Here is a 22,864-nt window from a genome sequence, read left to right as displayed (position 1 = left end):
TGCTTGCGCGTCCTGCACGCCACTAAAAGAACACGATGCTGACATTCCAACAAATCATCCTGACCCTGCAAACCTATTGGGACAAGCAGGGTTGCGCCCTGCTCCAGCCGTACGACATGGAAGTCGGCGCGGGCACGTTCCACACCGGCACCTTCCTGCGCGCGATCGGCCCGGAGCCGTGGCGCGCCGCCTACGTGCAGCCGTCGCGCCGCCCGAAGGATGGCCGCTATGGCGAAAATCCGAACCGCCTGCAGCACTATTACCAGTACCAGGTGGTGCTCAAGCCGGCGCCGGAAAACATCCTCGACCTGTACCTCGGTTCGCTGGAAGCGCTGGGCCTGGACCTGAAGCAGAACGACGTGCGTTTCGTCGAGGATGACTGGGAAAGCCCCACGCTGGGCGCCTGGGGCCTGGGCTGGGAAGTCTGGCTGAACGGCATGGAAGTCACGCAGTTCACCTACTTCCAGCAGGTGGGCGGCCTCGATTGCAAGCCCGTGCTGGGCGAGATCACCTACGGCATCGAGCGCCTGGCCATGTACCTGCAGGGCGTCGAGAACGTGTATGACCTGGTGTGGACCGAGTGGGAAGAAGGTGGCGTCAAGAAAGTGCTGAAATACGGCGACGTGTTCCACCAGAACGAAGTGGAACAGTCCACCTACAACTTCGAGCACGCCAACACCGAGCTGCTGTTCGCCCAGTTCGCGAACCATGAATCGGAAGCCAAGCGCCTGGTCGAGCTGCAGCTCACGCTGCCGGCCTACGAACAGATCATGAAGGCCTCGCACAGCTTCAACATGCTGGACGCGCGCGGCGCCATCTCCGTGACGGAACGCGCCGCCTACATCGGCCGCGTGCGCACGCTGTCGCGCCTCGTCGCCCAAGCCTACTACGATTCCCGCGAACGCCTCGGCTTCCCGATGGCCGCCCAAGCACAAGAATAATCGCCATGACTCAAACTCTCCTGATCGAACTGCTGACCGAAGAACTGCCGCCGAAGGCGCTGTCGAAACTGGGCGCCGCGTTTGCCGCCGGCATCGTCAACGGCCTGAAGTCGCGCGACTTCCTCGAAGATGACAGCATCGCCACCTCGTATGCCACGCCGCGCCGCCTGGCCGTTTCCATCACCCGCGTGCGCGACGTGTCGCCGGACAAGTCGATCCGCGAAAAGGTGCTGCCGGTAGCGGTGGCCCTCGACAAGGAAGGCAACCCGACCGCGCCGCTGGCCAAGAAGCTGGCGGCACTGGGCTTCCCCGATCTGCAGGTGAGCGACCTGGAACGCGCGCAGGACGGCAAAGCCGAATCGTTCTTCCACACGTATACCGCACCGGGCTCGCAGCTGGAAAGCGGCCTGCAGGCCGCGCTGGAGGATTCGGTGGCCAAGCTGCCGATCCCGAAGGTGATGAGCTACCAGCGCCCGGACGGCGCCACCGTGCAGTTCGTGCGCCCCGCGCACAGCGTGATCGCCCTGTTCGGCGACACCGTGCTGCCGCTGACGCTGCTGGGGCTGACGGCATCGAACGTCACGCAGGGCCACCGGTTCCTCACGGCACCGGGCCAGCGCGCCGTGACCATCGCGCACGCCGACGCGTACGCCGACACTCTGGTGGAAAAAGCCAAGGTGATCCCGTCGTTCGACGCCCGCAAGGAGCAGATCCGCAAGGAGCTGCTGGCCAAGGCCGGCGACGACAAGGTGCTGATGCCCGATGCGCTGCTCGATGAAGTGGCGTCGCTCGTCGAATGGCCGGTGGTGTACGAATGCCGCTTCGAGGATGAATTCCTGGCCGTGCCGCAGGAATGCCTGATCCTGACGATGCAGACGAACCAGAAATACTTCGCGCTGACCGATGCGAACGGCAAGCTGCGTTCGCGCTTCCTGATCGTCTCGAACATCGCCACCGACACACCGGCCGCGATCGTGGGCGGCAACGAGCGCGTGGTGCGCCCGCGCCTGTCCGACGCCAAGTTCTTTTTCGAGCAGGACAAGAAAAAGACGCTGGAGTCGCGCCTGCCGCTGCTGAAGAACGTGGTCTACCACAACAAGCTGGGCACGCAGGCCGAGCGCAGCGACCGCGTGACCGCACTGGCGACCGCGATCGCCAAACGCCTCGGCGCCGATGCTGCGCTGGCCGAGCGGGGCGCACGCCTGTCGAAGGCCGACCTGCTGACCGACATGGTGGGCGAGTTCCCCGAGCTGCAAGGCATCATGGGCACGTACTACGCCCGCCACGACGGCGAGAACGAGGAAGTGGCGCTGGCTGCTTCCGAGCATTACCAGCCGCGCTTTGCCGGCGATGCGCTGCCGTCCACGCAGACCGGCACGGCCGTCGCGCTGGCCGACAAACTCGAAACGCTGGTGGGCATCTGGGCCATCGGCCTGCAGCCGACCGGCGACAAGGATCCGTTCGCGCTGCGCCGCCATGCGCTGGGCGTGCTGCGCATGCTGATCGAGAAGCGCCTGCCGCTGGATATCTCCGAAGTGCTGGCCGATGCGGTGGCGCAATTCGCTTCCGTGCCGAATTTCAAGGATCCGACTGCGGACGTGACGGCATTCTTCATGGACCGCCTGCGCGGCATCCTGCGCGAACGCGGCTTCACGCCGAACGAGATCGAGGCCGTCGTTGCGCAGAACCCGGACCGCCTGGACGACATCGTCCAGCGCCTGGAAGCGGTGCAGGCGTTTGCCGCGCTGCCGGAAGCGGCGTCGCTGGCCGCCGCCAACAAGCGCATCACGAACATCCTCAAGAAGAACGAGGAAGCCCTGGCCCAGGCCGGCACGGTGAACCCGGCGCTGCTGCAGGACGAGGCGGAAAAGAACCTCGCCGCCGCCGTGACGCGCGTGCAGCCGGAAGTCGACGCGGCCTTTGCCGCCGGCGATTTCACCGGCACCCTGAAGACGCTCGCGCAACTGCGCGACGACGTGGATGCGTTCTTCAACGACGTGATGGTGATGGCCGACGACATCGCGCTGCGCAACAACCGCCTGGCGCTGCTGTCTTCGCTGCACGGCATGATGAACCGCGTGGCGGACATCTCGAAGCTGGCCGCCTGAGGAAGCCCGGATGCCGCAGCCGAAACTGATCATCCTGGACCGGGATGGCGTGATCAACCACGATTCGCCGGACTTCATCAAGTCCCCCGACGAGTGGATCCCCATCCCCGGCTCGCTCGAAGCGATCGCGCGCCTGAACCAGGCCAATTACCGCGTGGTGATCGCCTCGAACCAGTCCGGCATCGCGCGGCAACTGTTCGACATCACCACGCTGAACGCGATCCACGCCAAGATGCACCGTCTCGCCCTGCAGGTGGGGGCGAACATCGAGGCGGTATTCTTCTGCCCGCACGCGGCGGCCGACAACTGCGACTGCCGCAAGCCGAAACCCGGCATGTTCGCCGAGATCTCGAAGCGCTACCAGGTGAGCCTGAAGGGCGTGCCCACCGTAGGCGATTCGCTGCGCGACCTGCAGTCGGGCTTCATCGGCGGCTGCGTGCCGTTCCTGGTGCGCACCGGCAAGGGCGAGAAAACCGAGGCGACCGGCGGACTGCCACCAGGCACGCTCACGTTCCCCGACCTGGCGGCCACCGTGCAGCACATCCTGAAATCCACGCCCCAATCTTGAATCTGGAGTACCGCGTTGCGTAAAGCTGTCCTGTTCCTGCGTTCCCTCGTTTTTTCCGTGGTGATGGCGATCGCCACGGTGATCTGGTCGTTCGTCTGCATGCTGGCTGCGCCGCTGCCTTATAACAAGCGGTACTACGTCACGTCGCGCTGGAACGTGTTCGTCATCTGGCTGGCGAAGGTCGTCTGCGGCATCCATTACGAATTCAAGGGCTACGAGAATTTCCCCGACAGCCCGGCCATCGTGCTGTCGAAACACCAGTCGGCATGGGAAACGATCTTCCTGCTGGCGAACCTGCCGCGGCCCCTCGTCTTCGTGTTCAAGAAGGAAATCCTGTACATCCCGTTCTTCGGCTGGGGCATCGCGCTGCTGCGCATGATCCCGATCGACCGCAAGCAGGGCAAGAACGCGTTCCGGATGGTGGTTGCCCATGGAAAGCGTCGCCTGAAAGACGGCCAATGGATTATCATGTTCCCGGAAGGCACACGCATCCCGGTGGGCCAGGCGGGCAAGTACAAGAGCGGCGGCACGCGCCTCGCGATCGACACCGGCGTTCCGGTCATACCGATCGCCGTCAACTCGGGCGAGTGCTGGCCGAAGAATTCGTTTATCAAGTATCCGGGCAAGATCACGGTTTCGGTGGGCAAGCCGATATCTTCCGAGGGACAGACCCCCGACGGCATGATGGAACAGGTGGAACAGTGGATAGAATCAGAAATGCGCGTCATTTCGCCCCACGCCTACAGCGCTGGCTAGAAAACCGCACCCAGGCCAGTGAAAGGAGCGGCGAAGGCGTCGCTCAAGCCGAACTCCAGCTCGATTTGTTCGCCGGCGGCGCCGCACCAGCCGAAGCGCCGGCGGCTCCTCCCTCCCCTCCGTTTCCGTTCCCCGCATCGTCGTTCCCCATCGCGGCGCCGGCCACCGTCAACTTGCTGCGCCCCCCTGTGCCGCTGCGCCGGCCGGATCCATCCCCCGTGCTGCCGCCGGCCGACGGCATGGAACGCCGCCAGGTGCTGGTGGGCAGCTTCATCCTCGAATACGCGCTGCGCCGCTCCACGCGCCGCTCGATCGGCTTCATGGTCGACGACGACGGCCTGCGCGTGACGGCACCGAAGCGCTGCACGCTGGCCGACATCGAGAATGCGATCCGCGCCAAGCAGAACTGGATCCTGTCGAAGCTGGACGATCGCCGCCAGCGCCGCGCCGCGCGGCTGGACAAGCCGCCGGTCGAATGGAAGGATGGCGCGAAACTGCCTTACCTGGGCGGCGAGATCACGTTGCGGCTGCACCATGCGCCGCGCAACCGCACCACATTCGATCCGGAAACGGGAGAGCTGGCGCTGGGCCTTGTGCAGGGCGCCACCGAACTGCTGGTCAAGGAGCGTGTGAAGAACTGGTACAAGCAGCAGGCCGAAGGCCTGTTCGCGCAGCGGCTCGACCTGTATGCGCCGCGTGTGGGCGTGCAATATGCATCGATGTCGGTCTCCTCGGCCGATGCGCGATGGGGCTCGTGCACGATCGGGCGCGTGATCCGGCTGAACTGGAAGCTGATGTTTTTCTCGTTGCCGCTGATCGATTATGTGGTGGCGCACGAGCTGGCGCACATCCATGAAATGAACCACAGCCCGCGCTTCTGGGCGCACGTGGGGCGCGTCTATCCGCAATACGAGGAAGCGAAACAGCTGCTGCGGCGCCGCGCGCAGGAGCTGCCGGTGCTGTTCCCGTAGGAACCTCAGTCAGCCAAGGGCGGCAGCAGGTCGAGTGTGCGGGCGGTCGCGCCGCGGTGCTGGTTGGCGAACGCAAGGCCCGCCTGGCCCATCGCGGCGCGGGCGCCGTCGTCGGACAGCAGCCGGGCCGCCTGGGCCATCAGGCTGGCCGCATCGACGACGCGCAGCGCGCCGCCGGCAGCCACCGCGTCGTCCGTCACCTGGGCGAAGTTGAACGTGTGCTGGCCGATCAGCACGGGCTTGGCCAGCGCCGCCGCCTCGATCAGGTTTTGCCCGCCCAGCGGCGCGAGGCTGCCGCCGATGAAGGCGACATCGCAGGTGGCGTAATACGCGAACATCTCGCCCATCGAATCGCCCAGCAGGACCCGGGTCGATGCATCGACCCGGGCGCCCGGTTGCGCCAGCGCCGAGCGCCGCTGCACGGCAAGCGAGCGCTCGCGCGCCATCGCCTCGACGGCATCGAAGCGCTGCGGGTGGCGCGGCACCAGCAGCAGCAGCGCCCCTTCCGGCAACGCGGCCGCCTTGAACGCATCGAGGATGGCTTCCTCCTCGCCCTCGCGCGTGCTGGCGCACAGCAGCACCGGGCGCGTCACGCCAAACTGGTTTTTCAGCTGTGCGCCGGTCGCCAGCGCGGCCGGCGGCACCGCCACGTCGAACTTGATGCTGCCGGTAACGGCCACGTTGGCAACCCCCAGCGCCCGTACCCTGTCCGCATCGTCCTGCGTCTGGGCTGCCACCAGCGAAATGCCGCGCGCCGCGTCGGTCATCAGGCTTCCCAGCTTGCGCGCCTTGCGCAGCGAACGTTCCGACAAGCGCGCATTCGCCAGCACCACCGGTACTTTGCGCCGGTTGCAGCCATGGATCAGGTTCGGCCACACCTCGGTTTCCATCAGGATGCACACGCGCGGCTCGAAGTGCGCAATGAAGCGCTGCACCAGCGCCGGCAGGTCGTACGGCAGGTACGATTGCACGACGCGTGCGCCGTGCTTGCCGAACAGGCCCTTGCCGGTAGCGCGGCCGGTCGGCGTCATGTGCGTGAGCACGATGCGGCCGCGCGGATAGCGCTTCAGCAGCGCCTCCACCAGCGGCTCGGCGGCGCGTGTTTCACCCACCGATACCGCATGCACCCAGATCGTCAGCGGCTCGTCATTGGCGGCCCTGCGGCCGTAGATGCCAAGGCGCTCGTTCCAGAACTGGCGGTAGCCCGGCTCCTGGCGGCCGCGCCACCACAGGCGCGCCAGCACCAGCGGCAGTGCCAGCCGCCAGGCCAGGGAATACAAAAAGCGGATCAAGCCGGCACCTTCACAGCAGGCTCCTGGCGGCCACCGCCACTTCGGCAACGGACGGCGGATTGCCCCGGTCGCCCAGGTTGATGATCTTCGGCGACCAGTTGCCCTCTGTCTTCCAGCGCGGCGAGTCGCAATAGATCTCGACCACCGGCCGGCTGAACGCGGCGGCGATGTGCGTGAGCCCCGTGTCGACCCCGACGGCGAGCGCGGCACGGCGTGCCAGCATCACCGCGTCGGCCATCGGCAGCTTCGGCAGCACGCGCGCATTCGGGATGCCCGCCGCCAGGGCTTCGGCTTCCGCCTTTTCCTTGGGCGAGCCCCATGGCAGCAGGATCGGCATCGGCGCCAGCTCGTGGCCCAATGCGATCCAGTTGGCCGGAGCCCATTTCTTCGCGTCGCGCGCGGTGCCATGGAAGTACACGGCATACGGCCCGGCGGGCATCCAGTCCGGACGCGGTTCATCGGCCGCCACGTCGGGCAGGCCGAAATCGGCCGGCGTGTCGACGGCATAGCCGAGCGCCGCGCCGGCCACGAGCCGGCCGCGCGCCACCGCGTGCGTGCGCGGGTCGAGGGGAATGCTGTTCGTGTGGAAGATGCGGGAAATGCCTTCGTAGCCGGAGCCTTCGCTGCCGTTCGCCAGGCCCACCTTGTGGCCGCCCTTGCGGATGCGCGCGGCCCCCATGATGATGCCGGTCTTCAGCAGGCCCTGCGTGTCGAACACATAGTCGTACTCGACTTCGCGCAGCCGGCGGAAGAATCCCCTGATCTCGGCCCGCACAGCCTTGTCGCCCAGGTTCTTGCGCCAGCGGCGCAGCGCGAACGGGATGACGTGCCGCACTTCGGGATTGAGGCGCACCAGGCTGACATAGCCCTCTTCCACGACCCAGTCGATGTTCGCATCGGGGAAGTGGCGGCGGATATCCGCCACGATGGGCATGTTGTGCAGCACGTCTCCCAGCGAGGAGACGCGCACCAGCAGGATGTTCATCTAGCTCAGAACGGCAGCTCGGCGTCCGGCTTCGCGGTCAGGATCACGTCGCGGAACTGGCCCTGGATGCGTGCCAGCGCTTGCGGCGTCTCGGCCTCGAAGCGCAGCACGATCACGGGGGTGGTGTTCGACGAGCGGGCCAGGCCGAAGCCGTCGGCGTATTCGACGCGCAGGCCGTCGATCGTGATGATGCGTTCGTTGCCGGGGAATTTCGCATCCGCGCGCAGCTTGTCCATCAGCGCGAAGTTCTCGCCTTCGTTCAGGTGCAGGTGCAGTTCCGGGGTGCTGTCGGACTGCGGCAGGGAATTGAGCAGCGCGGAAGGATCCGTTTCCTTCGTCAGGATTTCCAGCATGCGCGCGCCGGCATACAGGCCGTCGTCGAAGCCATACCAGCGTTCCTTGAAGAAGATATGGCCGCTCATCTCGCCGCCCAGCGGGGCGCCGGTTTCCTTCAGCTTGGCCTTCACCAGCGAATGGCCGGTCTTGTACATCAGCGGCGTGCCGCCCGATTTCTCGATGTAGGGCGCCAGGTGGCGCGTGCACTTCACGTCGTACAGGATCTGTTCGCCCGGTACGCGCGACAGCACGTCGGCCGCGAACAGCATCATCTGGCGGTCCGGATAGATGATCTGGCCATCCTTCGTGACGAGACCGAGGCGGTCGCCGTCGCCATCGAATGCCAGGCCGATCTCGGCATCGGTCTCCTGCAGGCAGCGGATCAGGTCCTGCAGGTTTTCCGGGTGGGCCGGATCCGGGTGGTGGTTCGGGAAGTTGCCGTCCACCTCGCAGAACAGTTCGATCACTTCGCAGCCCATGCCGCGGTACAGGTCGCCTGCGAACGCGCCGGCCACGCCATTGCCGCAGTCGACGGCGATCTTGATGGGACGGGCGATCTTCACGTCGCCGATGATGCGTTCCAGGTAGGCGGCGCGGATATCGTGCGTGCGGTAGCTGCCAGGCTGGGCAGCCGGCTGCAGGTCGCCGGCGGCGATGCGCTCGTACAGGCCGGTGATCGCGTCGCCGTAGATCGCTTCGCCGGCCAGCACCATCTTGAAGCCGTTGTAGTCGGGCGGATTGTGGCTGCCCGTGACCATGATGCCCGATTTCGTTTCCAGGACATTCGTGCCGAAGTACACCATCGGCGTGGCGACCACGCCCAGGTCGATCACATCGGCGCCTGCCGCTTGCAGCCCTTCCGCCAGCGCGGCAGCCAGTGCCGGCCCGGACAGGCGGCCATCGCGGCCGATCACGACACTGCGCTCGCCTTTCGCCAGCGCGGCGGCGCCGAAGGCGTGACCGATCTGGCGGGCCACGCCTGCGTCGAGGGTTTTATCGATGATGCCGCGAATGTCGTAAGCTTTGAAGATTGATTTGGAGAGGGAGACCATGAATGTCGGGAGCCCGGGCTGATCGGGCAGCCGGCTTTATGAAATGGAAACAACCGGTATAGTAAGTGCGATCCCGCCTGCAAGCAAGTCTTGCTGCTGAGGGGACCTTGATACACCTATTGCGCGGCGCTGGCTGCTGGCCTGCGGTACTCCGCAGCGGCGGACCGACCGTACTATAGTACGGTTCCGTTCCTCAACCAGACCCAACGCCGCTCATTACGGTTTCTCAATGCCCCGAGGCACCAGGGCAAAGCAAACCAAATTCCAAGTAGCCGATACTTTAGATTCGCAGGTCGTCGATGGATTTACCCGAATCCACCCAGTCCTTCACCCATTTCGGCTGGCGGCCACGGCCGGTCCATTGCTGGCCCGAATCGCCAGGATTGCGGAAACGTGCCGCAACGGTGCCGCCTTTGCCGCGCGAATTGGTGGCGATCAATTCCTTCAGCGGCAGGCCCACGCGCTGGGCGATCGCGAGAATCTCATCCTTTGCTTTTTGCAAGTCATGCGACTCGCGTTTCTTCAATTCGCGTTTGACCTGCTCCTGCAGATTGCGCAAATCCGTGGCGGATAAATTCGACAGATCCATCGTCTATTCCTTTGTAAAGATGATCGGGAAACGTGTTTCTGTGCGAAATATACACCAACTTTGTATTCACCGGTCTCTTTTGTGGCGAATCATCCAACGCGGCGCTTTAAAACGGACGATGCGTACATATAACCAGACATAACTGATAATGAACAGCAGGCAAAATAGCATCAGCACGCCCGTATAGCGCCAGAATACGGTGGCCGGTATTACCGCCATCAGCGAAAACATCCAAAGGTAGGGCGATGTCAGTGAATTGCGGCGCATTAACGCGCGGGCATCCTTGTGCCCGACCGCCCATTGCACCACGCGCCTGAATATCAGGCTGTGCAGGTGAATACCGTCCGGCATTGCCGGCGACTTGCCGCGAATGAACATGCGGCGATACACGGAAAACAGTGTTTCAAATGCCGGGTAGATGAGCAGTAGCGCCGCGTACCACGTGGAAACCTGCGGATTGCGCATTACCAGCAGCAGCGCCAGTTCGCCCAGCATGAATCCGATGAAGTATGCCCCGCCATCGCCCAGGAATATCAGGCCGACCGGGTAATTCCAGATGAGGAACCCGGCCGTGGCGCCAGCCACCATCAGCGCCGCCACCAGCACGAACATATCGTTGACCTGCAACGCGACATAGCCGAGGGAAAGCAGCATGCATATCGTGACAACGCTGGCCAGGCCATTAAATCCGTCGATGATATTGACGGCATTGGCAATGCCGGCCACCGACAGGACGGTCAGCGGCAGCGTCAGCCAGATATAAGGCAGCGGCCACACCGCATCGATCCAGTCGATACGGTCGATCCTGGCATCGAGCAGGTAATAGCCAAGCAATGCCGCGACCATCGTCAGCAGCAGGCGGCGTGCGGCGGATACCCGCCCCGTGTAATCCTCGACGATACCGCCGACAAACGCGCACGAGCTGCATGCCATCAGCGACAGCATCCAGGTCGTCAATGCAGGCACGCGCCAGACGGAAATGCACGCCGACAGCGCGACGGCGAGAAAGATCGACAGCCCGCCAATCCGGGCCACACTGTGCGAATGCACTTTCTGGACCCCGTTGAAATCGGTATCCAGCGCAGGCCCGTGCAGCCGCGCCTCCTTGATGACCAGCAGGGTCAACAAGGCTGAAGCGACAAAGCTTACAAGGAAAGAAAACATGTATCGAAAATCGGTCGTGGTCAGGCGATGCCGCACTGCAGCAACGGGCGTTGTCTGCATGCCAACCAGCGATTGTACCGGATTAATAAATGGAAACTGGGAAAATCAGGCCCTTGCCAGGGTAATGGCCAGGGCTGCGGGAAAATGCGGGATTCTAACCCCGCCAAGCAAGTTGCCAGAAATCACTTACTATTGGAAACATCTAAATAATTGCGCGTGGCTGAAATTGGCGGCGCTGGCGAGCATTCAGCGCAGGCAGAGGCGCAGCGCTTCACGCCATTCGGGCAGGCGCACGAAGCGCTCCTGCAACCGGCTGGAATCGAGTACCGAATACCGGGGACGGGCAGCCGGGAGCGGATACTGCTCGGTGGTGATCGGCACCAGCTTGCAGCCGATGCCGGCCTCTTCCAGGATCGCGGCGGTAAATCCGCACCACGTGGTGCGGCCCTGGCTGGAAAGGTGATAGGTGCCGCCGTTTTCGGCCCACCATGGCTGCCCGCCCGCCCGCGCCTGCGCCAGGATCAGCGCCGTGGCATCGGCAATGGTGCGGCTCCACGTGGGCGCGCCATGCTGGTCGTCGACGATGCGCAGTTCATCGCGTTCCCTTGCCAGGCGCAGCATCGTCAACAGGAAGTTCTTGCCGCGCATGCCGTACACCCAACTGGTGCGGAAGATCAGGTGCGGCACACCGGAGGCGGCAATCGCCCTTTCGCCGGCCAGCTTGCTGGCGCCATACACGCTCAATGGCCCGACGGCGTCGTTTTCCACGCGCGCATCGGCTGCGTGCCCGTCGAACACGTAATCGGTCGAGTAATGCACCAGCGCCGCGCCCAGCACGTTCGCTTCGGCCGCCATCACGGCCGGCGCTTCGGCGTTGATACGGTGCGCCAGGTCAGGCTCGCTTTCCGCCTTGTCCACCGCCGTGTAGGCGGCCGGGTTGACGATCAGTTGCGGTCGCACCTCCCGGATCACGTCGCGCACCTGGTCGAGGTTCGCCAGGTCCATGCGATGGCGGTCGACGGCAATCACCTCGCCCAGGCCCTGCAGGCTGCGTTCCAGCTCATAGCCGACCTGGCCGGTACTCCCGGTAAGCAGGATCTTCATTGGAACACTTCCGCGTCGGCCAGCGCCACGCCGTTCCGGTCCTTGGCCGACAGCAGCGGCGCGCCTTCGACCGGCCATTCGATGCCGACAGCCGGGTCGTTCCAGGCGATCGAGCGCTCGTGCTCGGGCGCGTAGTAATCGGTGGTCTTGTACAGGAACTCGGCGAACTCGCTGGTCACGGTAAAGCCGTGCGCGAAGCCCGGTGGAATCCACAACTGCCGCTTGTTCTCGGCCGACAGTTCCAGGCCATGCCATTGGCCGAATGTGGGCGAACTCCTGCGCAGGTCGACGACCACGTCGAATACGCTGCCAGCGGTCACGCGCACCAGTTTGCCCTGCGCCTGGCGGATCTGGTAATGCATGCCGCGCAAGACGCCGCGCGCCGACCGCGAGTGGTTGTCCTGCACGAATGGCAGCTGCACACCGGTCAGTTCGGCAAAGCGCTGCGCGTTGAAGCTCTCGTAGAAAAAGCCCCGATCGTCGCCGAACACGGTCGGTTCGATGATCAGCAGGCCTTCGATCGGGGTAGGAATGGCTTTCATCGTGCTATCACTTTATCCAGCAGGATTTGCATCAGGTATTGACCGTAACCGTTTTTCCTCAACGGTTCGGCGAGGCGGCGCAAGTGCTCTGCGTCGATATAGCCCTTGCGATAGGCGATTTCTTCCGGGCAGGCCACTTTCAGGCCCTGGCGTTTCTCGATCGTGGCGATGAATTGCGAGGCATCGAGCAGCGATTCGTGGGTGCCCGTATCGAGCCACGCCATGCCACGCCCCATCAGCTCCACGCGCAGCTCGCCCCGCTCCAGGTAGGCCTTGTTCACATCCGTGATTTCCAGCTCGCCCCGCGCGGAGGGTTTGATCGAGGCGGCAATGTCGCATACCTGCCGGTCGTAGAAATACAGGCCCGTCACCGCGTAGTTCGATTTCGGCACCGCCGGCTTTTCCTCGATGCTGACCGCACGCCGGTTGCCGTCGAATTCCACGACGCCATAGCGCTCGGGATCGTTCACGTGGTAGGCGAACACCGTTGCGCCATCCGGTTCGCCGGCGGCGCTGCGCAACAGCCCATCGAGGTCGTTGCCGTAGTAGATGTTATCGCCCAGGATCAGCGCGGACGGCGCATCGCCGACAAATTCGCGGCCGATGATGAACGCCTGCGCCAGACCGTCCGGCGACGGCTGCACGGCATACGAGAGCTGCAGGCCCCACTGGCTGCCGTCGCCCAGCAGTTCGCGAAAGCGCGGCGTATCCTGTGGCGTCGAAATGACCAGGATCTCGCGCATGCCCGCCAGCATCAGCGTGGTCAGCGGATGGTAGATCATCGGCTTGTCGTAGATCGGCAGCAGCTGCTTGGACACGCTGGTGGTCACCGGATACAGGCGGGTACCGGAACCGCCGGCCAGGATGATGCCCTTGCGTGCACTGATCGGATCGATGCTCATGGCGTGCTCCTCCCTGCGCCGTCGCGGTTGAAATAATTGGTCTCGACCCACTTTGCATAGGCGCCGGACTGCACGTCCGCTACCCAGTCAGGGTGGTCGAGATACCATTGCACGGTTTTGCGGATGCCGGTCTCGAACGTTTCGGCCGGTTTCCACCCCAGCTCGCGCTCGAGCTTGCGCGCATCGATCGCATAGCGGCGGTCGTGGCCCGGACGGTCCTTCACATACGTGATCTGGGTGCGGTAGCTGCTGCCGTCGGCCTTCGGTTTCAGGCTGTCGAGGATCTCGCACAGCGTGTGTACCACGTCCAGGTTCGCCATCTCGTTCCAGCCGCCCACGTTGTAGGTTTCGCCCAGCACGCCATCGGCCAGTACGCGCCGGATCGCCGTGCAATGGTCGGACACGTACAGCCAGTCGCGGATCTGCTGGCCGTCGCCATAGATGGGCAGCGATTTACCGGCCTGCGCGTTGGCGATCATCAGCGGGATCAGCTTTTCGGGGAAGTGGTACGGGCCATAGTTGTTCGAGCAGTTCGTCGTCACCGTGGGGAAGCCGTACGTGTGGTGGTAGGAGCGCACCAGGTGGTCGGATGCCGCCTTCGATGCCGAATACGGGCTGTTCGGCGCATAGGCCGTGGTTTCGGTAAACGGCGCATCGCCAGGCCCCAGCGTGCCATACACTTCGTCGGTGGACACGTGCAGGAAACGGAACGCCGCCTTGTCCGCTTCCGGCAAGGCGCTCCAGTAGGCCCGCGCCGCTTCCAGCAGCGCGAACGTGCCGTTGATGTTCGTGTTGATGAATTCGGCAGGACCATGGATCGACCGGTCCACGTGGCTCTCGGCCGCGAAGTGCACGATCGCGCGCGGCCGGTGTTCCTGCAGCAGCGCCAGCACCTGCTCGCCGTCGCAGATGTCGCCGCGCACGAACACGTGGCGCACGTCTTCCTTCAGCGATGCCAGGTTGTTCAGGTTGCCGGCATAGGTCAACTTGTCGAAGTTGACCACGGGCTCGTCCGATTGCGCGAGCCAGTCCAGCACGAAATTCGAGCCAATAAACCCGGCCCCACCAGTCACGAAAATCATTTAGTATCCCAGTCCAGGAAATTAATTTTTGATAACACCGATTGTAATGGCAAAGCGCGTCGCGGCCTACGGGTAGTGGCTCACTTGACAACGGCATGGAATCAAAGCGATGCATTTCGTGTCAGGCCAGGCGGATATTTCGCGGGATGGCTGGCTGTCCCGGGAATTTCGACGGCATGGCGCAGGAAAAAATGCGGCCGCGCTTTGAACCCACGATCGATTGACAAGCGACCCGCTGGAATACGACGCGGTGCCACGATGGAGAAGTATGCGGACTTATGCGATTGGCGACCTGCAGGGGTGCCATGCCGAAACTGTGGCGCTCGTCGAGCGCATCCTTGAACGCGAGCACGGCAACGAACCGCCGGCCATCCTGTTCTGCGGCGACCTGATCAACCGTGGCCCCGACTCGCTGTCCACGCTGCGCTATGTGCAGGCGCTGGCGCAAGGCAGCGGCGGCCGCATTGATGCGGTACTGGGCAACCACGACCTGCACTTGCTGGCCGTCGCCGACGGTATCCGGCCCGAATCCGGTTCCGACACCCTCGATACGATCCTTGCCGCGCCCGATCGTGCGGCGCTGCTGCACTGGCTGCGCGAACGTCCGCTGGCGCTGTTGACGAAGGGGCACCTGCTGGTACATGGCGGCGTGCTGCCGCAATGGAGCGCGGTGCAGACGATCGCACTGGCCGGCGAAGTGGAAGCGGCCCTGCGCAGCCCTGACTGGACCGGCTTCCTGGCTGAAATGTACGGCAACCAGCCGGACCGCTGGGACGACGACCTGCGCGGCACGGCCCGGCTGCGCTGCATCGTCAACGCGCTGACGCGGATGCGTTTTTGCAGCGCCGACGGCGAGATGGATTTCAAGCTGAAGGAAAGCGCCACCGTCGATCCCGCCACCGGGCTGATGCCATGGTTCGACGTGCCCGGCCGCCGCACGGAAGACGTGACCGTGGTATTCGGCCACTGGTCGGCGCTGGGTCTGCGTATCGCGCCTCGCTACATCGCGCTCGACAGCGGTTGCGTGTGGGGTGGCCAGCTGTCGGCGGTTTGCCTGGACGACCGTTCGCTGCTGCAGGTGGAATGCCCGGAGTTCAAACGGGCCAAGGGCAAAAATGAAAACCGGTGACAGACACCGGTTTTTTTGAAACATTCCAAAATACTGGTGTCTGTCACCGGTTTTCCGGCAAGACTATGCCTGGCGGGTATCTGCGTCGCCAGGCTCCTTGTCCGCCGGCGCGGGCTCCGCGCCTTGCGGCGCGATCCCCAGCGCTTCCCTGATCGCCTGGTACGAGCGCTCGGCCAGGTCGCGCCGGCCCACGCCTTCGCTTTTCATCGAACGCAGGATCGTCACGCGGGCGTGGATCGCCTTGCCGGACAGGATCGCCATCACGCTCTGCACGAACGTCATGTCGCCGATGAACTCCACGGAAGGATGCGGCTTGCGCTCATGGTCGATATAGCGGATCGCATACGGCTGCACGCGTGATTTCGCATCCACCGCCGCCTCGAACAGGTTGGCGTGGAACGGCAGCAGCGTGCCTTGCGGGGCGGTCGTCCCTTCCGGGAAGAACGCCACGCGCTCGCCCGTCTTCAGCGCCGTCACCAGCCCTTCGAACGCGCGGCGCAGGTCGCGCCGGTTGCCGCGCGCGATGAACACGGTGCCGGCCTGCTCGACGAGCCAGCCGGCCAGCGGCCAGGCGCGGATCTCGGCCTTGGCCACGAAGCGGCATGGGTACAGCGCATTGAGCACGAAGATATCCAGCCAGGAGACATGGTTGGCCACCACCAGGGCCTGGGCACGCGGTGCCGCGCTGTTGCCGGTGATCTGCACGTGCACGTTGCAGATGCCCAGCAGGTGGCGCGACCAGCGGCGGATGTGGATCTCCCGTGCCTCGCGATCGATCCACGGGAAGAACAGCGCGCAGATCGCCATGCCGGACAGCAGGTGGAAGACAAGCCGCGCGATGCGCAATGCGAGGATCATCGACTCAGGCGGCTTTCCGTTCGTAGGCAACCCGGCCAGCCACGATCGTGGCCTTGACCTGGCCCGGCATTTCGTAGCCGAGGAATGGCGTGTGCTTGCCCTGGCTGGCCAGTGCGCCCGCCTCGACCAGCCAGCGTTCGGCCGGATCGAACAGGACCACGTCGGCGCTCGCGCCCACGCGCAGGTGACCGGCATCCAGGCCAGCGACGCGGGCCGGGTCGGACGTGACGCGCTGCAGCGCCTTGAACAGGTGCTTGTCGCCCGTGCCATGACCATTGCCCAGCGTTTCGCTCCACTTGATCGCCAGCGACAGCAGCAGTTCCAGGCCGGTGGCGCCGGGCGACGCCTCGGCGAACGGCAGCAGCTTTTCGTCGTCGTCGACCGGCGTGTGGTCCGAGCAGATCGCGTCGATCGTGCCGTCGGCCAGCGCGGCGCGGATCGCGTCGCGGTCGCGCTGGGTGCGGAATGGCGGCGTCACGCGCGCGTTCGGATCGAAGAAATTGATGTCGGCGTCGGTCAGGTGCACGTGGTGCGCGCCCACGTCGCAGGTGACCGGCAAGCCTTCGGCCTTTGCCGCGCGCATCAGTTCCAGGCCGGCGGCCGACGACAGCCGGCACAGGTGCACCCTGGCGCCGGTGGAGCGCACCAGTTCGAAGATCGTGTGCAGCGCGATGGTTTCGGCCATCACCGGCACGCCGGACAGGCCCAGGCGCGAAGCCAGCGGCCCGCTATGGGCCACGCCGCCCTTGCCGATGTACGCATCCTGGGGGCGCAGCCACACGGTGTAGCCGAACGTGTTCGCATATTGCAGCGCGCGCAGCAGCACGTTGGTGTCCGTCACCGGCATCTCGGCCTGCGCGAAGCCGATGCAACCCGCTTCGGTCAGCTCGGCCATTTCCGTCAGCGACTCGCCTTTCAGGCCCATCGTCAGTGCGCCCAGCGGATGCACGTGCGCGCCGTTGCGGCTGCGCGCGCGGTGCTTCAGCATTTCCACCAGGCCCGGCTCGTCGAGCACGGGCTCGGTGTCCGGCGGGCACACCAGGCTCGTCACGCCGCCATGCAGCGCGGCCTGCATTTCCGATTCCAGCGTGGCCTTGTATTCATAGCCCGGCTCGCGCAGCCGCGCCGCCAGGTCCACCAGGCCGGGGGCCACCACCAGGCCGCTCGCATCGATCGTGCGCGCCGCCGTGAAACCTTCGGGAGCCGTGCCCAGCGCGGCCACCTTGCCGTCGACGATATACAGGTCCTGTACCGCGTCGACGCCGTTGGCCGGGTCGATCACGCGGCCGTTCTTGATGTGAAGATTGCTCATCCTGATACTTATCCTTGAGTCCCTGCGACAATGCTCATCACGGCCATCCGCACCGCGATCCCGAACGTGACCTGCGGCAGGATCACCGCCTGCGGGCCATCGGCCACCGCCGAGTCGATCTCGACACCGCGGTTCATCGGGCCCGGGTGCATCACGATGGCATCCGGCTTCGCCAGCGCGAGGCGTTCCGGCGTCAGGCCGTAGCTCTTGAAGTATTCCTGCGCCGAAGGCAGCAGCGCGCCGCTCATCCGTTCGTTCTGCAGGCGCAGCATGATGATCACGTCCACGTCCTTCAGGCCCTCGTCCATGTTCGTGAACGTGCGCACGCCCAGCTGTTCCAGGCCGCCCGGCAGCAGCGTGTGCGGGCCAATGGCGCGGATCTCGGGCACGCCCAGCGTGGTCAGCGCGTGGATGTCCGAGCGGGCCACGCGGCTGTGCAGGATGTCGCCCACGATCGCCACGCGCAGGTTGGTGAAGTCCTTCTTGTAGTGCCGGATCGTGTACATGTCCAGCAGGCCCTGCGTGGGGTGCGCGTGGCGGCCGTCGCCCGCGTTCACCACGTGCACGTGGTTCTGCTTCGTGTCCTGCAGGTGCTTGGCGATCAGATACGGCGCGCCGGACTGCGCGTGGCGCACCACGAACATGTCGGCGTGCATGGCCGCCAGGTTGTCGATCGTGTCCAGCAGCGATTCGCCCTTGCTGGCCGACGATGCCGAGATGTTCAGGTTGATCACGTCCGCCGACAGGCGCTTCGACGCGATCTCGAACGTGGTGCGCGTGCGCGTGGAATTTTCAAAGAACAGGTTGAACACGCTCTTGCCGCGCAACAGCGGCACTTTCTTCACTTCGCGGTCGGAGACGCTGACGAAGGAACTGGCGGTGTCGAGGATCTGGTTGATGATGGCCTTCGGCAGGCCTTCGGTGGACAGCAGGTGCTGCAGCTCACCGTGTTTGTTCAGTTGCGGATTAAGCATGGAATTTACGCGGATTCGTGTTCGATGGTGAGTTGGAACCGTCGGTCTTCGGCCTGTTTCAGGCGCAGCGCTTCGCCGGGGGCGACGCGCGTGTGCGCGGCCACGAAGTCGGCGGCCACCGGCAACTGGCGCCCGCCGCGGTCGACCAGCGCGGCCAGCAGGATGCGCGCCGGACGGCCGTAGTCGAACAGTTCGTTGATCGCGGCACGCGTGGTGCGGCCCGTGTACAGCACGTCGTCCACCAGCAGGATCGTGGCGCCGGCCACGTCGAAACCGATACTGGTCGGTTTCACTTCGGCAGGCAAGCCCTTCTTGGCGTAATCGTCGCGGTAGAACGACACATCGAGCACGCCGCAGCGGTCCTGCATGCCGAGATCCTGGGCAAGGCGTTCGGCGATCCAGGCGCCGCCGGAGTGGATGCCGACGATCGCCGGCTCGTGTGCGCCGGCCAGGCCGGCCTTCACCTGGTCGAGCAGCGCAGCATACAGCGCCTCGGCGTCCAGCAAGGTTGGGTCAGTGTGGGACATGGTTAGTTTGAATGTTGGTCGAAATACTGTTGCAGGATGACGGCCGCCGCGCGGTCGTCGATCACCTCGCCCCGCTTCTGGGACAGCACGGCGGAGGAATAGCGTTCATCGACGAGCTCGACGGGAATGCTGAAGCGGCCATGCAGCTGGTTGGCGAAGCGGCGGCAACGGGCCGTCATCTCGTGCTCGGCGCCGTCCGGATGCAGCGGCAGCCCGACGACGAATTTCGTCGGGCCCCACTTGTCGATCAGGGTCTTGATTTCCGCGAAGCGGGATTGATTGTCGATGGACTTGATGACGGCCAGCGGGCTCGCCTGGCCGATCATCGTGTTTCCCATCGCTACACCGATACGTTTGATGCCGAAGTCGAAGCCGAACAAGGTTTCCGGCGCATTGCCCGAACTATGCATGGCCCGCTTCGGAAGTGAGCATCAATGGATCGATGCCCAGCAGTTTCATCGCGGCCACGTAGCGTTCCTCGATCGGCACCTCGAACAGCACGGCCGGATCGGCATTCACGGTCAGCCAGCCGTTGCGGCTGATTTCATCCTCGAGCTGGCCCGGGCTCCAGCCCGAGTAACCGATCGACACCAGCATGCGCTGCGGGCCGATACCCTTGGCGACGGCTTCCAGCACGTCGATCGACGTGGTGAACGCCACCTCTTCCGTCACCGTCAGCGACGACGAATAGCGCGCGCCGGGCGTATGCAGCACGAAGCCGCGGTCGTCCTGCACGGGACCGCCGAGCATGATGGGCTTTCTCGTCATCTGGTCGTTCGCGGCCGTGACCTCGAGCTCGATACGCTCGAACAGCACGTCCATCGTCATGTCGGTCGCCTTGTTGATGATGACGCCGAGCACGCCGTTTTCATTGTGCTCGCAGACATACACGACGGCGCCGCCGAACACGGGATCCTGCATCGACGGCATGGCGATCAGGAAATGATTTGCCAGGTTCAGCGCTGGCGTCGCGGACGTTTCCTTCGATTCCATCTTGTGCAGCGGTGACTCGCTTTCCTGTAACAGCCCGGGCGCAGGTAGCGGTTTGCTCACTTTGCTCTTCTTCATAAGCTGCTCTCTTTGCTGGACTGTTGTAGTAGTTAATGACGTGCGGAAACGCGCGCCACATCGACAGTTTACTATGAATTGCCGGAACGGCCACCAAACGACGGTGGCGCCCCGTAAACTGATAGTAAGCAATAATCCCACTTCCGACTTGACCTTGAACATGCCCCAGAGCAATTCCGAAACCCGCGGCACCCTGGTGTGGTTTCGACGCGACCTGCGCGTCTTCGACCATGCTGCCCTGCACCATGCCCTGCTGGCCGGTGCCCCCGTCCATTGTGCCTTCATCTTCGACAGTCCGATCCTTGCAGGTTTACCGCGCAACGACCGCCGCGTCGCCTTCATCCACGCCTCGCTGGCGGAACTGGCGGGCGAACTGGAGGCGCTGGGTGGCCACCTGCTCGTCCGCCACGGCGACGCCCGCACCGAAATCCCGGCACTGGCTGCCGCGCTTGGCGTTGCAGCCGTGTATACGAACGAGGACTACGATCCGGCCGCCATCGCCCGCGACGATGCCGTGGCCAGGGCCCTGGAGGCGGATGACCGGGCATTGAGACTGTTCAAGGACCACGTGATCTTTGCAAAGAGCGAAGTGCTCTCGCAGGCGGGCAAGCCGCTTGGCGTGTTCACGCCCTACAAGAAGGCATGGATGAAGCGGCTGGAAGCACAGCCGGATGCGCTCGCGCCGTGGCACATCGAGCCGCATGCGGCAGCGTTCGCTGCCGGCAAGTCGCAATTGCTGCCGCTGGAGGCCATCGGCTTCGATGGCGCCGGCCTGGCGGACGTCGGCGTGACGCCCGGCATGGCCGGCGGCAGCGCGCTGTTCGACGCCTTCGGGCCGCAACTGGCCGACTATGGCACCGCGCGCGACTACCCGGCGCGCGACGGCACCTCGCATCTGTCGCTGCACCTGCGGTTCGGCACCGTGTCGATCCGCCACCTCGTGCGCACCGTCCAGCAACTGTCGGCCCGCGGCCAGGCGGGCGAAGGCGGCGCCACATGGCTGTCCGAACTCGTCTGGCGTGACTTCTACCAGATGATCCTGTTCCATAACCCGCACGTGGTGGGCACGTCGTTCAAGCCCGTGTACGACAAGGTCGACTGGGAAACCGGACCGGCAGCCGACGAACTGTTCGCCGCCTGGTGCGAGGGCCGCACCGGCTACCCGCTGGTCGACGCCGCGATGGCGCAGATCAATACGACCGGCTTCATGCACAACCGGCTGCGCATGGTGACGGCCAGCTTCCTGTGCAAGGACCTGGGTATCGACTGGCGGCGCGGCGAAGCCTATTTCGCACTGAAGCTGAACGATTACGAGCTGGCGTCGAACAATGGCGGCTGGCAGTGGGCCGCCTCGAGCGGCTGCGATGCCCAGCCGTTCTTCCGGATCTTCAATCCGGTCACGCAGTCCGAGCGGTTCGACCGCGATGGCGAATTCATCCGGAAGTTCGTGCCGCAGCTGGCGGATTTATCGGCGAAAGAGATCCATGCGCCATGGCTGCACGGCGGTGCGGACGGCTATCCGGCGCCCATCGTCGACCACGCCGAAGCACGGCAGCGCACGCTGGAGCGGTTCGAAGTGGTGAAAGCGCGCGGCTGACCGGCAGGCTGCACGGCGGTGGCCGCTGTCGAGCCGGTGGACATGCAAATGCGTGATGAATAGGTCAACGAACCGGATGTCAACGAACCGGATGTCAACGAGCCGGCCGTATTTCCCGTTACAAGGGAGTAACCGTCGGTCTTGGTGCACGGTTTTTAACCGGAGCACAAAATGATACGCCAGGATGCCGGACTCGCAGCGCTGGTCGATGCTGCGATCATCCTGAAGGAGGTCTTTCACCTCTCCTATGCGCGAGCGCTGCTGTCATCGGGCGAAGTGCCGCGCGACGTGATCGAAAGAGTGTTGTCGGGCAGTGCTTCGGAACGACGAGCCATGCATTGGCGGGACAGCCATGGCTCGGATCACACCTTCTGACCTGTATCAGACCGCCACCTGCCACGCTCATCCGATCATCGGTCGACAACCAGCGCCGGCGCGGGTCGCCGTTTTGCGGAGCCAAGCACCCGGGCCGTTATCCAGATGGGAATCCCGGCATTGCGCAGGTATTCCGCCGCGGCATCCGTACCCAGCATCGACTGGAAGACCAGCGCCACCTCGATGCGCTGCGACGTCAACTGGTCCGCGCGCTGGTCATCGGACAGGGGATCCTGATCGGCCCCGGTGATCGTTGCGCGGCGGGTGGCATAGCGGCGATCCTTCCGCCGCAGCCTGCCATCCTTGCCCTTGATGATCCGCTCGATGACCGTCGCGGGCACATTTTCGCGGAGCAGTATCCAGTACGCGCGGTCGGAGCCCAGCACCTTGTTGATGTGAATGGCGGCTTCGACATAGGCGGCGTGAACATAGTTCTTGCGTCGGCAGGCTTTGTATTCCTCGTCCATGAGCACCAGCTTCCCTTCCGGCGCAAGTACTCGGCAGCATGATGGGCTTGCGCATTCCTCATCATTTACGTCGGCCAGCCGGCACATCGTGCAGGCGGCATTTGAGTAAAAGTCGGTTTGCATTATCCCATACGACACCCCAAGGATGGCAAATGACATGTCGCA

At 64.5% G+C, this 22,864-nt stretch carries 24 protein-coding genes; 8 read left to right on the top strand and 16 right to left on the bottom strand.

Features of this window, described 5'->3' with window-relative positions; translation table 11 throughout:
- The first annotated feature begins 35 nt into the window (after positions 1-35).
- From glyQ to ACY65G_RS15395, 5 genes are read left to right on the top strand one after another with little or no spacing between them, the layout of a single operon-like run.
- The gene (glyQ, locus tag ACY65G_RS15415) at positions 36-941 is read left to right on the top strand and encodes a glycine--tRNA ligase subunit alpha (protein ID WP_464998197.1); all 906 of its coding nucleotides are present in this window, start codon (positions 36-38) and stop codon (positions 939-941) included.
- Positions 942-946: 5 nt separating this feature from the next.
- The gene (gene glyS, locus ACY65G_RS15410; RefSeq protein ID WP_464998196.1) at positions 947-3,049 is read left to right on the top strand and encodes a glycine--tRNA ligase subunit beta; all 2,103 of its coding nucleotides are present in this window, start codon (positions 947-949) and stop codon (positions 3,047-3,049) included.
- Positions 3,050-3,059: 10 nt separating this feature from the next.
- Positions 3,060-3,617: a D-glycero-beta-D-manno-heptose 1,7-bisphosphate 7-phosphatase gene (gmhB, locus tag ACY65G_RS15405; protein WP_464998195.1), complete on the top strand. Its 558-nt coding sequence runs from the start codon at positions 3,060-3,062 to the stop codon at positions 3,615-3,617.
- Positions 3,618-3,632: 15 nt separating this feature from the next.
- Positions 3,633-4,373, top strand: a complete 741-nt coding sequence (locus ACY65G_RS15400) for a lysophospholipid acyltransferase family protein (protein ID WP_464998194.1) — start codon at positions 3,633-3,635, stop codon at positions 4,371-4,373.
- Positions 4,319-5,344, top strand: coding sequence for a M48 family metallopeptidase (locus ACY65G_RS15395; protein ID WP_464998193.1), 1,026 nt, complete (start codon positions 4,319-4,321; stop codon positions 5,342-5,344). The genes ACY65G_RS15400 and ACY65G_RS15395 overlap by 55 nt, the downstream gene beginning before the upstream one ends.
- A gap of 5 nt (positions 5,345-5,349) precedes the next feature.
- Here ACY65G_RS15395 and waaA read toward each other — a convergent pair whose 3' ends face one another.
- From waaA to rfbB, 9 genes are all read right to left on the bottom strand, one after another.
- Positions 5,350-6,633: a lipid IV(A) 3-deoxy-D-manno-octulosonic acid transferase gene (waaA, locus tag ACY65G_RS15390; RefSeq protein WP_464998378.1), complete on the bottom strand. Its 1,284-nt coding sequence runs from the start codon at positions 6,631-6,633 to the stop codon at positions 5,350-5,352.
- Positions 6,634-6,646: 13 nt separating this feature from the next.
- Positions 6,647-7,621 carry a lipopolysaccharide heptosyltransferase I gene (waaC, locus tag ACY65G_RS15385; RefSeq protein ID WP_464998192.1) on the bottom strand — a complete coding sequence of 325 codons (975 nt, stop codon included), beginning with the start codon at positions 7,619-7,621 and terminating at the stop codon, positions 6,647-6,649.
- A 5-nt stretch (positions 7,622-7,626) separates the two neighbouring features.
- Positions 7,627-9,009 carry a phosphomannomutase/phosphoglucomutase gene (locus tag ACY65G_RS15380; RefSeq protein ID WP_464998191.1) on the bottom strand — a complete coding sequence of 461 codons (1,383 nt, stop codon included), beginning with the start codon at positions 9,007-9,009 and terminating at the stop codon, positions 7,627-7,629.
- Between the two features lie 280 nt (positions 9,010-9,289).
- A complete protein-coding gene (locus ACY65G_RS15375; RefSeq protein ID WP_464998190.1) occupies positions 9,290-9,598 on the bottom strand; it encodes an H-NS histone family protein in 309 nt (102 codons plus the stop codon).
- Between the two features lie 66 nt (positions 9,599-9,664).
- Positions 9,665-10,762, bottom strand: coding sequence for a glycosyltransferase family 4 protein (locus tag ACY65G_RS15370; RefSeq protein ID WP_464998377.1), 1,098 nt, complete (start codon positions 10,760-10,762; stop codon positions 9,665-9,667).
- A gap of 246 nt (positions 10,763-11,008) precedes the next feature.
- The gene (gene rfbD / locus ACY65G_RS15365; RefSeq protein WP_464998189.1) at positions 11,009-11,866 is read right to left on the bottom strand and encodes a dTDP-4-dehydrorhamnose reductase; all 858 of its coding nucleotides are present in this window, start codon (positions 11,864-11,866) and stop codon (positions 11,009-11,011) included.
- Positions 11,863-12,408, bottom strand: a complete 546-nt coding sequence (gene rfbC / locus ACY65G_RS15360; protein ID WP_464998188.1) for a dTDP-4-dehydrorhamnose 3,5-epimerase — start codon at positions 12,406-12,408, stop codon at positions 11,863-11,865. The genes rfbD and rfbC overlap by 4 nt, the downstream gene beginning before the upstream one ends.
- Positions 12,405-13,310 carry a glucose-1-phosphate thymidylyltransferase RfbA gene (gene rfbA / locus ACY65G_RS15355; RefSeq protein WP_464998187.1) on the bottom strand — a complete coding sequence of 302 codons (906 nt, stop codon included), beginning with the start codon at positions 13,308-13,310 and terminating at the stop codon, positions 12,405-12,407. The genes rfbC and rfbA overlap by 4 nt, the downstream gene beginning before the upstream one ends.
- A complete protein-coding gene (gene rfbB / locus ACY65G_RS15350) occupies positions 13,307-14,392 on the bottom strand; it encodes a dTDP-glucose 4,6-dehydratase (protein ID WP_464998186.1) in 1,086 nt (361 codons plus the stop codon). The genes rfbA and rfbB overlap by 4 nt, the downstream gene beginning before the upstream one ends.
- Positions 14,393-14,660: 268 nt before the next feature.
- Between rfbB and ACY65G_RS15345 the strand changes: the two genes are divergently transcribed.
- Complete coding sequence (locus ACY65G_RS15345) at positions 14,661-15,521, top strand: symmetrical bis(5'-nucleosyl)-tetraphosphatase (RefSeq protein WP_464998185.1); 861 nt, start codon at positions 14,661-14,663, stop codon at positions 15,519-15,521.
- A 63-nt stretch (positions 15,522-15,584) separates the two neighbouring features.
- On the opposite strand, the gene ACY65G_RS15340 is transcribed toward ACY65G_RS15345, so the two are convergent.
- From ACY65G_RS15340 to ACY65G_RS15315, 6 genes are read right to left on the bottom strand one after another with little or no spacing between them, the layout of a single operon-like run.
- Complete coding sequence (locus tag ACY65G_RS15340) at positions 15,585-16,376, bottom strand: lysophospholipid acyltransferase family protein (RefSeq protein ID WP_464998376.1); 792 nt, start codon at positions 16,374-16,376, stop codon at positions 15,585-15,587.
- Between the two features lie 7 nt (positions 16,377-16,383).
- Positions 16,384-17,691, bottom strand: a complete 1,308-nt coding sequence (locus ACY65G_RS15335) for a dihydroorotase (protein ID WP_464998184.1) — start codon at positions 17,689-17,691, stop codon at positions 16,384-16,386.
- Positions 17,692-17,699: 8 nt separating this feature from the next.
- Complete coding sequence (locus ACY65G_RS15330; protein ID WP_130187603.1) at positions 17,700-18,665, bottom strand: aspartate carbamoyltransferase catalytic subunit; 966 nt, start codon at positions 18,663-18,665, stop codon at positions 17,700-17,702.
- A gap of 5 nt (positions 18,666-18,670) precedes the next feature.
- Positions 18,671-19,192: a bifunctional pyr operon transcriptional regulator/uracil phosphoribosyltransferase PyrR gene (gene pyrR, locus ACY65G_RS15325; protein ID WP_464998183.1), complete on the bottom strand. Its 522-nt coding sequence runs from the start codon at positions 19,190-19,192 to the stop codon at positions 18,671-18,673.
- 2 nt (positions 19,193-19,194) lie between these two features.
- Entirely contained in the window at positions 19,195-19,602 is a 408-nt protein-coding gene (ruvX, locus tag ACY65G_RS15320) for a Holliday junction resolvase RuvX (protein WP_464998182.1), read from the bottom strand.
- Entirely contained in the window at positions 19,595-20,260 is a 666-nt protein-coding gene (locus tag ACY65G_RS15315) for a YqgE/AlgH family protein (protein WP_464998181.1), read from the bottom strand. The genes ruvX and ACY65G_RS15315 overlap by 8 nt, the downstream gene beginning before the upstream one ends.
- Before the next feature lie 160 nt (positions 20,261-20,420).
- Between ACY65G_RS15315 and ACY65G_RS15310 the strand changes: the two genes are divergently transcribed.
- Positions 20,421-21,857: a cryptochrome/photolyase family protein gene (locus ACY65G_RS15310; RefSeq protein WP_464998180.1), complete on the top strand. Its 1,437-nt coding sequence runs from the start codon at positions 20,421-20,423 to the stop codon at positions 21,855-21,857.
- Positions 21,858-22,028: 171 nt separating this feature from the next.
- Positions 22,029-22,232 carry a hypothetical protein gene (locus tag ACY65G_RS15305; RefSeq protein ID WP_464998179.1) on the top strand — a complete coding sequence of 68 codons (204 nt, stop codon included), beginning with the start codon at positions 22,029-22,031 and terminating at the stop codon, positions 22,230-22,232.
- 35 nt (positions 22,233-22,267) lie between these two features.
- Here ACY65G_RS15305 and ACY65G_RS15300 read toward each other — a convergent pair whose 3' ends face one another.
- On the bottom strand, positions 22,268-22,699 hold the full coding sequence (locus ACY65G_RS15300; protein ID WP_464998178.1) for a hypothetical protein: 432 nt from the start codon (positions 22,697-22,699) through the stop codon (positions 22,268-22,270).
- Positions 22,700-22,864 lie beyond the last annotated feature (165 nt).

It is taken from the genome of Pseudoduganella sp. jia 12 (genome assembly GCF_055502675.1).
This window is presented reverse-complemented; position numbering and strand designations above follow the sequence as displayed.